Origin of the sequence: Chryseobacterium sp. HMWF035 (genome assembly GCF_003094695.1) — a bacterium.
Classification (GTDB): domain Bacteria; phylum Bacteroidota; class Bacteroidia; order Flavobacteriales; family Weeksellaceae; genus Chryseobacterium; species Chryseobacterium gambrini.
Window position 1 is genome coordinate 15,634 of the sequence record NZ_QEHP01000096.1, and the last position, 13,825, is coordinate 29,458.

The 13,825-nt window shown below is 35.7% G+C and carries 19 protein-coding genes and 1 tRNA gene; 16 read left to right on the plus strand and 4 right to left on the minus strand.

Annotation, left to right across the window (positions count from 1 at the left end):
* Positions 1 to 125 precede the first annotated feature (125 nt).
* Positions 126 to 578 carry a T9SS type A sorting domain-containing protein gene (locus DD829_RS14405; protein WP_108408943.1) on the minus strand — a complete coding sequence of 151 codons (453 nt, stop codon included), beginning with the start codon at positions 576 to 578 and terminating at the stop codon, positions 126 to 128.
* A gap of 162 nt (positions 579 to 740) precedes the next feature.
* On the opposite strand from DD829_RS14405, the gene tpx reads away from it, so the two are divergent.
* The 16 genes from tpx (at position 741) to DD829_RS14485 (ending at position 11,517) form a co-directional block, all read left to right on the plus strand.
* Positions 741 to 1,238, plus strand: coding sequence for a thiol peroxidase (gene tpx / locus DD829_RS14410; RefSeq protein ID WP_116547874.1), 498 nt, complete (start codon positions 741 to 743; stop codon positions 1,236 to 1,238).
* A gap of 145 nt (positions 1,239 to 1,383) precedes the next feature.
* The gene (locus DD829_RS14415; protein WP_108410440.1) at positions 1,384 to 2,595 is read left to right on the plus strand and encodes a DUF763 domain-containing protein; all 1,212 of its coding nucleotides are present in this window, start codon (positions 1,384 to 1,386) and stop codon (positions 2,593 to 2,595) included.
* Between the two features lie 172 nt (positions 2,596 to 2,767).
* Entirely contained in the window at positions 2,768 to 3,358 is a 591-nt protein-coding gene (locus DD829_RS14420) for a Crp/Fnr family transcriptional regulator (protein WP_076394584.1), read from the plus strand.
* Between the two features lie 78 nt (positions 3,359 to 3,436).
* Positions 3,437 to 3,844 carry a VOC family protein gene (locus DD829_RS14425; RefSeq protein ID WP_108410441.1) on the plus strand — a complete coding sequence of 136 codons (408 nt, stop codon included), beginning with the start codon at positions 3,437 to 3,439 and terminating at the stop codon, positions 3,842 to 3,844.
* Positions 3,845 to 4,280: 436 nt separating this feature from the next.
* Positions 4,281 to 4,712, plus strand: a complete 432-nt coding sequence (locus tag DD829_RS14430) for a VOC family protein (RefSeq protein WP_076394588.1) — start codon at positions 4,281 to 4,283, stop codon at positions 4,710 to 4,712.
* 75 nt (positions 4,713 to 4,787) lie between these two features.
* On the plus strand, positions 4,788 to 5,201 hold the full coding sequence (locus tag DD829_RS14435; RefSeq protein ID WP_108410965.1) for an SRPBCC family protein: 414 nt from the start codon (positions 4,788 to 4,790) through the stop codon (positions 5,199 to 5,201).
* 23 nt (positions 5,202 to 5,224) lie between these two features.
* Entirely contained in the window at positions 5,225 to 5,479 is a 255-nt protein-coding gene (locus tag DD829_RS14440) for a DNA-directed RNA polymerase subunit alpha C-terminal domain-containing protein (RefSeq protein ID WP_108410966.1), read from the plus strand.
* A gap of 159 nt (positions 5,480 to 5,638) precedes the next feature.
* Complete coding sequence (locus DD829_RS14445; RefSeq protein ID WP_108410967.1) at positions 5,639 to 6,505, plus strand: VOC family protein; 867 nt, start codon at positions 5,639 to 5,641, stop codon at positions 6,503 to 6,505.
* 108 nt (positions 6,506 to 6,613) lie between these two features.
* Positions 6,614 to 7,447: an SDR family oxidoreductase gene (locus DD829_RS14450; RefSeq protein WP_108410968.1), complete on the plus strand. Its 834-nt coding sequence runs from the start codon at positions 6,614 to 6,616 to the stop codon at positions 7,445 to 7,447.
* 39 nt (positions 7,448 to 7,486) lie between these two features.
* Complete coding sequence (locus DD829_RS14455; protein ID WP_108410969.1) at positions 7,487 to 7,915, plus strand: ATPase; 429 nt, start codon at positions 7,487 to 7,489, stop codon at positions 7,913 to 7,915.
* 18 nt (positions 7,916 to 7,933) lie between these two features.
* Positions 7,934 to 8,380: an SRPBCC family protein gene (locus DD829_RS14460; RefSeq protein WP_108410970.1), complete on the plus strand. Its 447-nt coding sequence runs from the start codon at positions 7,934 to 7,936 to the stop codon at positions 8,378 to 8,380.
* 80 nt (positions 8,381 to 8,460) lie between these two features.
* Positions 8,461 to 8,919, plus strand: a complete 459-nt coding sequence (locus DD829_RS14465; protein WP_108410971.1) for a hypothetical protein — start codon at positions 8,461 to 8,463, stop codon at positions 8,917 to 8,919.
* A 276-nt stretch (positions 8,920 to 9,195) separates the two neighbouring features.
* A complete protein-coding gene (locus tag DD829_RS14470; RefSeq protein WP_228408211.1) occupies positions 9,196 to 9,750 on the plus strand; it encodes an RNA polymerase sigma factor in 555 nt (184 codons plus the stop codon).
* Between the two features lie 13 nt (positions 9,751 to 9,763).
* Positions 9,764 to 10,105 carry a hypothetical protein gene (locus DD829_RS14475; RefSeq protein ID WP_108411098.1) on the plus strand — a complete coding sequence of 114 codons (342 nt, stop codon included), beginning with the start codon at positions 9,764 to 9,766 and terminating at the stop codon, positions 10,103 to 10,105.
* Positions 10,106 to 10,193: 88 nt separating this feature from the next.
* The gene (locus DD829_RS14480; protein ID WP_116547875.1) at positions 10,194 to 10,466 is read left to right on the plus strand and encodes a hypothetical protein; all 273 of its coding nucleotides are present in this window, start codon (positions 10,194 to 10,196) and stop codon (positions 10,464 to 10,466) included.
* A 403-nt stretch (positions 10,467 to 10,869) separates the two neighbouring features.
* A complete protein-coding gene (locus tag DD829_RS14485; protein WP_116547876.1) occupies positions 10,870 to 11,517 on the plus strand; it encodes a J domain-containing protein in 648 nt (215 codons plus the stop codon).
* On the opposite strand, the gene DD829_RS23675 is transcribed toward DD829_RS14485, so the two are convergent.
* From DD829_RS23675 to DD829_RS14495, 3 genes are all read right to left on the minus strand, one after another.
* Positions 11,514 to 11,669, minus strand: a complete 156-nt coding sequence (locus DD829_RS23675) for a hypothetical protein (RefSeq protein WP_165796735.1) — start codon at positions 11,667 to 11,669, stop codon at positions 11,514 to 11,516. The genes DD829_RS14485 and DD829_RS23675 overlap by 4 nt on opposite strands.
* 136 nt (positions 11,670 to 11,805) lie before the next feature.
* Positions 11,806 to 11,877, minus strand: a tRNA-Arg gene (locus tag DD829_RS14490).
* A 76-nt stretch (positions 11,878 to 11,953) separates the two neighbouring features.
* Positions 11,954 to 13,720 carry a TonB-dependent receptor gene (locus DD829_RS14495; protein WP_108411392.1) on the minus strand — a complete coding sequence of 589 codons (1,767 nt, stop codon included), beginning with the start codon at positions 13,718 to 13,720 and terminating at the stop codon, positions 11,954 to 11,956.
* Positions 13,721 to 13,825: the final 105 nt, after the last annotated feature.

The following is a 13,825-nucleotide window of genomic DNA, read 5'->3' on the forward strand; positions in this document are numbered from 1 at the left end:
CGGAGCTCCTGCCGCATTGAAAGCAATCGTCTGATAGCTGAAAGCCTGCGGAACCTGTGCGCTTACTAAACTTGCTAAAAATAATCCTATAGTTGCGTAAAGCTTTTTCATGTTCAAATAGTTTTTTAAGGTTTTTTGATAATTTTGATAGGTTTGATGTCGGAGTTTTTGAAAACGATCATATAAACTCCCTGTTGAAGCGGTCTGAGATCCAGTTGTTCAGCATCTAACTTGGTTTTAAAAACAAGTTTTCCGGAAAGATCATAAATTTCCGCACCTTCGATTTTTGATTTTGAATTCAGTTTAACGTAAATGAAATCAGCAGTAGGATTGGGATAAATTTTCACATGGTCTTTTTCAAGTTCTGAAACACCCAAAACCTGTAAAACAGATTGGTAAAACATTCCCATTGTTCCTGAATTTGCTTTGTCGGGATCCGTAGGAATCACATAAATTTCTCCCACCGAATGCGTAAAGTTATCCGCAGAAACCGCTCCCGAGTTCATATTCCCGATCACAGACTGGGCAAAACCAAAAAAAGGAACTCCGAATAAGAATAGAGTAATTTTTTTTCTCATGGTCAATAATTTTAAGGACTGCGAATATAAATAAATTTTTGATTATAAAGATGGTTTTCAGATTTGTGTCATTTTATTTTTTGTTTAAGTATTTTTAATCATTATTTGGATAGATAATTTTTCTTTTTTAGTTAAATTTGAAAAACAATAAAAAAATAAATTATGTCAAGTATTACATTAAAAGGAAACGCAGTAAATACAATAGGAAGTTTACCATCAGTAGGAAGCACAATTAAAGACTTTGCTTTGGTAGATTCAGGACTGAATGTAAAAACTCTGGAGACTTTCGAAGGGAAAAAGAAAGTATTTAATATTTTTCCAAGTATTGATACTCCTACTTGCGCATCATCCGCAAGAAAGTTTAATGAAGAAGCTTCAGCTTTAGAAAATACAGTCGTTATTAATGTATCTAAAGATTTACCTTTTGCTTTGGGAAGATTCTGCGCTGCGGAAGGTCTGAACAATGTAGAAACCCTTTCGGATTTCAGAAGCAGTTTTGGAGACGATTATGAAGTAACGATTACAGACTCTCCAATGAAAGGTCTTTTAAGCCGTGCTGTCATTGTAGCGGATGAAAACAATAAAGTGGTTTATACAGAGCAGGTTTCAGAAATTGCAGATGAACCGGATTATGAGGCTGCATTAGCTGCGTTGAAGTAAAAATTCAGGTAATAAATTTTGAATCAGGTCCTGTTTATTTTACAGGACTTTTTTTATTAAATTCAAAAAGAAAATATATCCTTCTTCGGCAAAGTTACTGACCTGAATCATTAAAAATTAAAAACTTTCCGCTTACCTTTACATCATGAAACGTTCCGGAACCGCAGATTTACCCCTTCACTATGGCAAAGTACCGCCCTGGCTTTACGAACGGATGTCGATCCTCGGTCTTTCTATCGTTGAGGTTATTCTCATGGAGTATGGTAAAGACGAAGTTCACCGCCGACTGGCAGATCCTTTCTGGTTTCAGAGTTTTGGCGCAGTGATGGGAATGGACTGGCATTCTTCAGGAATTACAACTTCCGTAATGGGCGCTTTGAAGCGTTCCATCAATCCGAATTCCCAGTCGTTAGGATTGTATATTTGTGGCGGAAAAGGAAAATTTTCCCGCGAAACACCTTCAGAACTCCTTCAGATTGCCGATAAAACGGGTTTAAACGGAAATGATCTTGTAAAAGCCAGCAAACTTTCGGCGAAAGTAGATAACACCGCAATTCAGGATGGATATCAACTCTATCTGCATAATTTTATTCTGTCGGATAACGGAAACTGGAGCGTTGTTCAGCAGGGGATGCACGAATCGGACGGAACCGCAAGACGCTATCATTGGCATTCAGAAAATATAAAATCCTTTGTGGAAGAACCTCACACCGGAATCAACGGAATTTCAAGAGGAACCATTTTAAATCTTACAGATGCGGAAGCTTCCAGGAACAGAAAAGGAATTTTAGAAATTTCCCATACCGATTCTGCTGAAATTATGAGCGATTTTTCAAGGCTAATTCTTCCCAATCATCACGATGTTCAGGCTTCTGATGTTGATTTGAAACGTCTCGGAGCGCTTTTATATGTAACCCGAGAGCAGCAACCGCAAAATTTTGAAGAGTTGCTGATGTTGGAAGGTGTCGGTCCGAGAACCATGCAGTCTTTGGCTTTGGTAAGCGAAGTCATTCACGGTGCGCCGGCGAGATTTAAAGATCCGGCGAGATTTTCATTTGCGCATGGCGGAAAAGACGGTCATCCGTTTCCGGTTCCTACCAAAGTCTATGATGAAAGCTTACAGATTTTAAAATCAGGAATTGAAAAATCTAAACTTGGCAATTCAGACAAGTTAAAAACCTTAAACAAGTTACATCAGATTATCGAATCGACTGAGAAAGATTTTACTCCCGATTTTGATATTCAGGAAGTAATTGAAGAAGAAAGACAGAATTCCTGGCGTTTTGGAGGTAAAACCGTTTTCGGAGATGCTCAGAAACCTTCGAATCCAAAACCTATTCAGCTTTCTCTGTTTTAAAATCTGTTAATAATCAAATATATTTGTTATCCTAACAGAACAAAGTGGATTGAAGCATCTCAAAGTAAGAGCGTGATTAGTTTATGATTCCGCAAATCATCACTTTATGTAAGAATTACTTCATCAGTTCCAATAAAAATTCTATTTTTAAAACTTTAAAAACATTCACATGATGAGCAATAAAGCCTTAGAAATCTGCTACGATTTCCCTTTTTTCCTTGATGATGAGCTTCAGGAGATATTTCAGGCGCATGAAAAAGTCCTTTTTCACAAAGGAGATTTCATTCTGGAAGAAGGAAAAACAGCCAACGAATATTATATTCTGGAGAAAGGTCTGGCTCGCTCATTTGTCAACGATTTTAACGGAAATGAAGTAACGATCAACTTTTTTGTTGAAAATGAAATCATCATCGAAGTTTCTTCACTGTTTCAGAGAATTCCCACTCAGGAAAATATTGTCTGCATTACAGACTGCGAGTGCTGGAAATTTGATTTTGAGACTTTTCAGGAATTGTTTCATAAAATTCCGAATCTCAGAGAATGGGGAAGAGCCTGGATGTCGCAGCAGCTTTTCATCGGGAAACAGCGTTCCGTAGAGATGTTTACCCTTTCCGCAACCAAACGTTATCTCAATCTTTTAGAACAGAAACCTCACGTTGTGCAATTTGCTCCCCTGAAGCAGATAGCCTCATTTCTAGGCGTTACAGACACTTCTTTGAGCAGAATTCGTAAAGAACTGGTTTCCCATCCGAAGAAAATTTAAATCTTGTCTTATGGCAAGTTGATTTTTATTTTAACTTGGTACTTTTGATTACAAGTTCAACAATAAAAAAATAGCAAAATGAAAATCAATCAAATTTATGTGAATCTTCCGGTGAAAGATGTACAGAAAACCAAAGAATTCTGGACAAATTTAGGCTTCGCCACCAACGAAGAAATGTCAAATGACAAGTCCGTTTGTGTAGTAATGAACGAGAATATTTATGTGATGTTCTTAACGGAAGAATCGTTCCAGACTTTTTCCGAGAGGCCATTACCCAATGGCGATACCACGCAGGTTTTGGTGGCAATCAGTTTAGAAACCCGTGAAGAAGTAGATCAGGTAGTAAATGCAGCCGTAGCAAATGGAGCTACTCAACATGAAGAACCGCAGGATTACGGATGGATGTATCATAATTCTTTTTGGGATATCAACGGACATGGCTGGAATGTAATGTTTGCAGATCCTTCCCAAATGCCTAAAGAGTAAAACCTTAACCCATATCATTTAACTCTTACATCAATTTTTGTGAAATAAAATTTGTGCGGATATTCTTTGTCATTTTTTAAAGAAATTTTCTTCAATCGTATGAGGTTAAAAAATCAATAAGATAGATTCTTCCTTCGTCAGAATGACAAACGATCTGTTCAATCTTTGCTGATTAAAATACTAATCACACAAATTTCAAAAATAATATTAGTGGTATTCGTGAAAAAATTAGTGCTATCTGTGTTTAAAAATATTAGTCGCACAAATACTCTACAAAAATTCCACAAATATTATTAGTGTTATTCGTGAAAAAATTAGAGCTATTTGTGTTTAAAAAAAACTAATCACAAAAATGATCTATACAAATTCCACAAATATTATTAGTGTTATTCGTGAAAAATATTAGAGCTATTTGTGTTTAAATCTAAAAAAAATTATGGCTAAATTAAATCCTTACTTAAATTTTGATGGGAAAGCGGAAGAAGCTTTCAATTTTTACAAATCCGTTTTCGGCGGAGAATTCGTTGGTGAAATTTACAGAATGGGCAATGCTCCCGGAACTGAACATTTATCGGAAGAAGAAAAAAACAGAGTGATGCACATTGCACTTCCTGTTGGCGGAGATTTGTTGATGGCATCAGACATCGTTCCAAGTTTCGGACAACAACTGAATGTGGGAAATAACAATTATGTTTCTGTTTTTCCGGATTCCAGAGAAGAAGCCGACAGACTTTTTAAAGGGCTTTCTGAAGGCGGAAATATAGAAATGCCGATTGAAGACCAATTTTGGGGAGACTATTTCGGAAGCTTTCAGGACAAATATGGTGTTCACTGGATGATCAATTATAATGAAGAATATGTAAAATAGACTTATCTTTAAACTGAATTATATTGAAGGGGCAACTTAACTTTGGTTGCCTTTTACACCTTTAAAAATAATATTATGGAACCAATTCACATCGATATTACCATTCTGGCTCCCGTTCAGAAAGTCTGGGATTATTACAACGGACCGGAACATATTACAAAATGGAATTTTGCCCACGAATCCTGGGAATGTCCGAGCTCTGAAAACGACTTAAGGGTTGGCGGACAATTTAAAAACAGAATGGAAGCCAAAGATAAAAGTTTCGGATTCGATTTTGTGGGAACGTATGATGAAGTTATTCTCAACGAAAGAATAAAATATCATATGGAAGACGGAAGAAAAGCGGAGATCATTTTTGATAAGATCGACGAAAATACAACCAGCGTTACCATCACTTTCGATCCGGAAACGCAAAATCCTGTAGAAATGCAGAGAGAAGGATGGTACGCTATTCTGAACAATTTTCATAAGTATGTAGAAAACAATTAAGAACGATTTTAATTTTCAGAACCATGATCAATTTAGTAATAATGGCAAAATGTTTAAGTTCCATTTGCGCGGTGAGTCATGTAGTGAGCGGAACTTTTTTACAGGGAATTCTTTCTGCACCTGCGAGAAGAGCTTTGGCGAAAGAAAAAATCGATTCTCTGGAAAAACTTTCAGATTATTCTGAAAAAGAAATTATGCAGCTTCACGGTTTCGGAAAAAATGCAATGCACAAACTCAAAGCCTATATGCAGGAAAACAATGTTTCCTTTAAAAATTGATATCGAACACAAACTGCACCAATATCTGCTTACATTTTCATTATAAATTTTGATTAAATGCTTCATCGGCAATGCAGATTCTGTCGAACCATTCATGATTGTTCGTGAAAAATATTTGCAGCTACTCGTGTTTAAGACAAAAAAAATAAATTTAAAATTATGAACAAAAATATTTTCCCGTGTCTTTGGTACGACGGAGACGCGAAAGAATCTGCAGACTTTTACTGCAAAATATTTGACGGAAAAATTACCACAGATACTCCAATGGTGATTAACATCGAACTTTTTGGTCAGAAAATGATGCTCCTGAACGGCGGTCCGCATTTCAGGAAAAATGCTTCGGTTTCTTTTATGGTCATTTGCGAAACGGAAGATGAGGTACAACGATACTGGGATCAGTTATTGGAAGGCGGAACGGCTTTAATGCCTTTGGATTCTTATTCCTGGAGCAAAAAATATGGATGGCTGAAAGATAAATATGACGTAACCTGGCAAATATTTTTAGGCGAAAAACAAAGCGACCAAAAGATTATTCCTACTTTGATGTTTATCCATGAAAATAATGGTAAAGCAATAGAAGCGATGGAATTGTACACTAAAGTTTTCCCGAATTCTAAAATCGGAAATATTTTAAGATACGGTGATGGAAGCGAAGGTCATCCTGCTCCCGAACCTGCTGAAAATATTCAGCATGCCCATTTTGAAATTGATGGCTATAGTTTCTTCTGCATGGACAATTCTTACGATCATCAGTTCGATTTCAATGAAGGGATTTCAATGGTTGTAATGACTGATGATCAGGAACAAACCGATCATTACTGGAATGCCTTAACGAGTGACGGAGGAAGGGAAAGTATGTGCGGCTGGCTGAAAGATAAATTTGGTTTCAGTTGGCAGATTGTTCCCAAAAAGTTACTTGAGCTGATGAACGGATCAGATCCATTAAAAGGGCAGAAAGTGTTTCAGGCAATGATGGGAATGCAGAAAATTGTCATTCAGGATCTCGAAGACGCTTATCATTCTTAATTTGACCAAAAGAAGGAAAATAAGGACTGAAATAATTTTAACCTTTCAGAACTTCCTGCTTTTTCTTTTCGGCTTGCTGTTTGATGGTTATTCATAAAAGATTTGCTTATGAAGACACAGAACAAGTCAGGTTCAAAATCTAAAGTCCCTAAAGACGAACTTTATCCCGAAATTATACGTAAAAACTATTTGGGAAGCAAAAAACTTCAAAATAAAAAAGCGTTAATTTCCGGAGGAGACAGTGGAATAGGACAGGCAATTGCGGTTCATTTTGCGAGAGAAGGAGCCGATGTTGCAGTTATTTATAAAGAAAGTGACAAGGATGCGAAAGAAACGCAAAAACTCGTAGAAAAAGAAGAGCGAAAATGTATTTTGCTGAAAGGGGATGTTTCAAAAAAAGCTTTCAGAACAAAATGTCTGGAGAAGATCAAAAAAGACTGGAAAACAGTGGATATTCTTGTAAACAATGCGGGAATTCAGTTTCCTAAAAATAATATTGAAAAGATTTCAGACGATCAGATCCGGAAAACCTTTGATACCAATATTGTTTCTATGATTGCTTTCACCAGAGATTTTTTATCATTAATGAAAAGAGGGGGGAGAATTATCTGTACCACATCTGTTACAGCATATCGGGGAAGTGATCATTTAATTGATTATTCAGCTACGAAAGGAGCGATTGCTACTTTCATCCGTTCTCTGGCGGTAAATATTGCTGAGAAAGGAATTTTGGTAAACGGTGTTGCTCCGGGTCCAATCTGGACTCCTCTTGTAAAGGAAACTTTCGACGATCTGTCAACTTTTGGAAAAGACAATCCGTTAAAAAGAGCAGGACAGCCATCGGAAGTTGCTCCCTCTTATGTTTTTCTGGCTTCGCAAGATTCCAGTTTTATAACGGGAGAAATCATTCATATTAATGGCGGAGACTTTGTAGGAGGATAAAATCTTAATTAAAATAACAGCTAGTTTATACAGTTTTTTATGGAAAAATTACATTTTGATATTCAGATCAATGCGGAAGCGGAAAAAGTGTGGAGTGTACTCTGGGACGATTTTTCTTTCAGGCAATGGACTTCTGCATTTACGGAAGGCTCTTTTTATCAGGGAAATTTAAAAGAAAATGAGATCATTAAATTTCTGGATCCCCAAAACAACGGGATGTTCAGTAAAATTGTTACATTAATTCCCAATCAGGAAATTAAATTTCTCCATCTCGGTGAGATTTACAATGGAGTAGAAGCACCGCAGAACTGGGGTGAAGCCACGGAAAAATACATTTTGACTGAAGATGAAAATACAACCCATCTGAAAGTAGAAATTCAGACTTTAGAACAGTCTAAAAGTTTTTTCGAAGAAAAATTTCCGGATGCCCTTTCCAATGTGAAGCATTTATCCGAAAACCAACTCTAAACATTTAATAAAAACAATATGGAAACTTTATCTTACGAAATCATCATCAACGCTCCCAAAGAAAAAGTATGGGACGTTTTGTGGAATGAAAATACATACAGTGAGTGGACAAAATTTTTTAATCCGAAGTCTGCTTCTTTCATGAAATCTGACTGGAAAGTAAACGGGAAAACCTATTTTACAAATGCAGAAGGAGCAGGAATGGTTTCTACAATAGACAGTCTGGAAAAGCCGGATCAGATTGTTTTTAAACATTTGGGAATGCGAGATGAAGCAGGTAACGAAGACACAGAAAGCATGGAGGTGAAACAGTGGAGCGGCTGCTTTGAAAAATATTTTTTAATCGATTTTGATGGCAAAACAAAACTTCATGCCGAAGTTCAGACTGAAAAAGATTGGGAAGAGCATATGAATACAGGCTTTACTAAAGGTCTGCAAATTGTAAAAGAACTTGCTGAAAAATAATTATTTTCCACGATTTTGCACTTATTTTAAGCTATATTTATAGTTGATAAAAGTATCTGCGGGAAACAAAAAGAAATCTTATGAAATTACTTACCATTCTTTTTACAACATTCATTTTGGCTTTAGTAGCAACCAAAATTTTTCAGGGCGACTGGAATTTTTTGTTTTCAGGAAATTTGGGAATGGCTGTTTTCATTATATTTACAGGATTTTCTCATTTTAAGTTCCAGAAAGGAATGGCAATGATGATTCCGGATTTTATCCCTGCAAAACTATTTTGGGTTTATTTTACAGGTATTATTGAAGTTGCAGCCGGAATCGGATTGATGATTCCTTCCATTCGTGAACTGACTGCCGTTTTGTTGATTGTTTTTTACGTTTTGGTATTCATTGCCAATATTAATTCATCCCGAAAAAAGATCAATATTTTTAAAGCAGATTTCACTGGTCCCGGAATGAATTATCTGTATAAAGAAAGAATTCCGATGCAGATTATTTTAATTCTTTGGACTTGGTACTTTGGAATTTATCTGAATTAAAAACATATCATTTAAAATAGAAACGGAAGGCTCAGCTTTCCGTTTTTTTTGTTTAAATATAAACGGGATATATATCTTTCAAAAATTTCATCATTAAAAATTAAACATAATAAATGGATTTGTGTTACAAACGAAAAAAATATTGGTGTTATTCGTGTTTTAAAATTCTGATGAATAAAAGAAAATCTTAATTTCTTAAAAATTATTTTAAATTTATTAAAGTAAAACAAAATTTTCAATCGTCATAGCAATATGGAGATTGTCGAAAAAATAACAATGCCACAGAAGGAGAAGGAAAATATCATCTCACAGACCGTTTCAAAGTACGGAGGAAAGCTGATGTCGTACATTCGTCCGAAAGTGAAAAATACGGAGGATGCGGAAGATATTCTGCAGGAAGTGTGGTATCAGTTCAGTAGTCTTACCAATCTTTCCGAGATTGTGAATGTTGGCGGTTGGCTGTACAGAGTAACGGCAAATAAAATCACGGACAAATACCGCAAGAAGAAAACCGAGAATCTTGAAGATTTCGTGTACGAAGATGAAGACGGCGATTTTTCCATCAAAGATATTCTGCTCATGGATGAAAGCGCAGGTCCCGAAATTAAAATGTTTCAGGATGAGATCTGGAAAAAACTTTTCGAAGCTCTGGATGAACTTCCGGAAAAGCAAAGACTGGTCTACGTGGAAAACGAACTCAACGACAAAACCCTTCAGGAAATTGCGGATGAGCATGGCGAAAACATTAAAACGATTATCAGCCGTAAAAATTACGCCGTAAAACATTTAAGAAACCGATTGAAAAAATTATACGAAGATTTAAACAGTTAGTAAATAAAAAGATATGAATCATAAACATAAAAAAGGCTGGATTTTCCTGATTCTTTGTCCACCATTGATTTTTTTAGGCGTTACATGGATCGTAATGGCGCTCTGGAACTGCCTTCTTCCTGAAATTTTAGGGGTAAAATCAATCACGTTCTGGCAGGCTATGGGAATTCTGATTTTAAGTAAAATTCTTTTCGGAGGATTTCATTTCGGAAAAGGAATGAGGGATTTTAAAGAAAAGAAGATGAGAGAAAAAATGATGAACCTTACTCCCGAAGAAAGAGAGAAATTCAAAGAAGTGTGGAGAGACAAATGTTCAGCAGGTTTTTTCAACAGGCACAACAGAACAAACGAATAGTGAAAATTTTAGAAGTAGTAAAGTAAAATGGAAATTTATTCGTCTATATAAAAAAACAAGAAGTAGTAAAATTTAAAATTTTGAAAAAATGAAAAATTCAGTATTAAAAGGCGCTTTAGCTGCTTTAGCCGTAGTAGGAGTTGCAGCAGTTGTTAAAAAAGCAGCGCAGAGAAAAAGATTTGTAAAGGGTATTTTTGAGGAATACGGAATCAAAGAAAAATCTCCTTTCGGATTGGCAGATAAAATCAGAGAAATGAACGACGAGCAATATCGGGAGCTGAAAGGAAAGTTTAAAAAAGAATTCGCTTCAAGATGCCGCCACAGAGGTTTCGAAAGAAAAGAAAACGTCGCAGAAGCATAATAAAAGTAACTCAATTGAAATTGTTTAATTCCGGCTCGGGAAGCGAAGCTTCCCGAGCCGGAATTTTTTACAGTCATTATGATGAGCAAAGAAGCGATCTCAGAAAATAGGGTTTCGGTTCAGGCGGCAAAGCCGCCTGAACCGAAACATTAAAAAGATTTAAACAAGCAATCTTGAGATGTTTTCAGCATTAAAAAGCATTAATATCTTTACCCTTTGCTGAGTGAAATGCCTTTGTGAACGAAAAGTATTCTCAATAGTTTCTAAAAAAGATCTGTGTAAACTTTGTTTTAAAAGAAAAGAATTGAAAAGCATAACACAAAATTATTCGAGATCTTTGTGAAATTATTCGTGCCATTTGCGTTTAAAAAAGAAAATAAAATCCTTATTTTTGCATAGCTTAATGAAAGATTACTACTATTTTCTCGGGATTTCTCACGATGCTTCGGAAGAAGACATCAAAAAAGCGTATAGAAAATTATCTTTAAAATATCACCCTGACAAAAATGATAACGATGATTTTTTCGCAGACCGGTTCCGTGAAATTCAGGAAGCTTACGAAACATTGAGCGACAAAAGCAGAAGACATTCTTACGATCAGAATTTAGAAAGTCATCAGAAAAGCTTCAGGTACAATATTCCGCCTTCTATTAAAACTTTTACGGCAAACAAAATTCATGCGAAAAAAGGGGAGGAGATCATCATTAATTGGCAGACTCAAAATGCCGATGTGGTGAAAGTGTTACCTTTCGGACTGGAAAAATCTTATGGAGAAAGAGTTTTTAAAATAACGGAATTTAAAGACGGTAAATTCCAGATTTTGCTTCACGCTACGAATTCACTACTGCACAAAACAGCCGTTCAGGGAATTACTATTACCGAAGTTTTCGAAAACAATTCGGAAAAATTTAAAGATAAGGCAGAGGAATTATTTAAGTCACAGCCAAGAACTGTTGCAAATCCTCATGGACAGCCAAAAATTGCGAGAATTATTATCGGGATACTTTTATTAATTCTGGCGGTCTATTTCCTGCTGAAAAGCTTTAATTAAGCCATTTTCTTTCTTCCCGGACACTTTTTACATCTTTTTCCCTTTTTAAATTTTTTGCAGCATGATTTCTTATCGCCGCAGTACATTTCTTCGGTATTCATTGAAAAAGCAGGAGCCAATGGAGCTACTTTGAAAGGAACAATCATATTCATGATGCAAATATATTAATTTAGAATAAATCCAGATAATAAATTTTAAAAAAAATTAATGACTTATATCAAAGAAATAAAATCAACTTCAATTAAGATCAATAAAAAAGGACAAACATCAAATGTCTGTCCTTAAAAGTGACCGCAGAAGGATTCGAACCCTCACTGTCGGAGCCGAAATCCGAAGTTCTATCCATTAAACTATGCAGCCGTATTGAGTCGCAAAGTTTGAGAGTTTTAGAGTTAAACTAAACGCTAAGACGCTTAAATTCTCAAACTCTCTCACTCTAAAACGTAATCTTCACGCCTCCCAAAATCTGTGCACCCAGAACTTTATAGCCTTGGTACGTCTGATATTTTGAGCTCAGAAGATTGTTTCCAAGCGCGAAAATACTGAAATTTTTGTGAATTTTATACTCTGCAGACAAATTTAAATCTGCATAACCTCCCACTTTATCGTTGGTATTCTCTGTAGACTGATAGAATAGAGGACTTTCAACTCCTTGAATCATAAATGAATTCGTTGTTCTGTCGCTGGCAAAAATCCCTTTAAAACCTAATAATAATTTTTGATCCAACATCGTATATTTTGCTCCGATTGTTGCCGTAACCAAAGGTACATTGTAGATATTTTCGTAGTTTTTAAGATCAAACTTGGTAAATTTTACTTCTCCGTCCAATACTAAATTTGCCAGAGGAAAATACTGTAAACTACCTTTGATGTCTCCTACATTTCCGTCATCATACACCGCAGAAAAAGTATTTGCGAAGTTATAGGCAGAACGGTTCAGGGTAAAATTCGTGTCAAAAAGATCATTTGCTTTAAAGAACATAATGTCTCTCATTTTTCCATATCCTGCAGAAACATCATACTTAAAAGTTTCATCAATATCTCCTCTTAAACCTACATAAAAATGATATTTTGTTTCAGTTGGTCTTAAATACTGGTCAGAAACGATGAAAGGATTCTGCTGCAGTAAATCCGAATAGGTATTCAGCTTTAAACCTCCGTCAACTCCTCCGTAAAATTTAAACTCCTGTGCGGCAGCAACCTGAAATTCCGCTTCCGGAAACCAATAGGTTTTATTGTTTTTCATTTGCTCAGCCATCAGATCATTCTGGTTTTTACCATTCAGAAACGCGAACTGAGATCCTAATTTCAGGTAAGAATCCCCTTTTCTGAAAGTAACTTTCGGACTCAAATTTGTATTAAAAAAGTTGGACGAATTTTTATCTCTGATTGAAAATTCAGTTTTTACCGTTTCCAGACCAACGCCTAAATCAGCATTTAAGCTGATACCTGATTTGCCGATTTCAACCCCATGTTTCGAAAAGTTAGCCAAAACGGAAGCCTGATTTTCCTGAGCATCAAAATGATCTTTTAAAAATGAAGATTTCACCCTCACATCATTCAGAATTTCGTTCGAATAAAAGTCATAATAACCATTTACTTTAAACTGATTGACTCTCTGATCCAGGTCAACATCATTGCTCGGAGTCAGGGCATAAATCCCATAATAGTTATAGCTGTTTAAACCATATTCTGCATTCAGATTGAATTTTCCTTTATCTCCGTAAGAATTCAGAAAAGCTCCTAAAGTGGTTGAACTCTGCTTAGAATCCCAGTCGTATTCCTTTTTTAAACCTTGTGTAGAGAGAAAATGAGCATCCACTCCAACCTCAATTTTATTTTCCAGCGTTTTCGAAATGTTTGCATCGCCCAGAATTTTACCGAAATTTCCCATTCCGAACTGGATATAGTTATTCTGAGCCGAACCTTCGAATTTCGGGGTCACATCTGCTCCCTGAATGGTTGATGTTTTAAAATCCGAAACCGCAGGAACATCTGTAATGTTGTATTGTACTGGATTCTGAGATTTTTCTTCCGGCGGATAATTTTTAATGGTTTCTACCGAAGTTTTCTTTTTTTCGATCTTCTTTACTTCCGGTTCTCTTTTTTTATTGAGAATCAGTTTTTCTTCTTTGATCTGGGAAAACGCTACCGACGAAACCCCTAAAAATATGATGGATAATAATTGAATTCTTTTATTCATTACTTTTTGTATTAATAATGTACCAATTTATCAATGCAACAATCTGGCAATGTATAGTTTGATTGGTAAACTGTTACATTGATAAATTGATACATTAAATATATT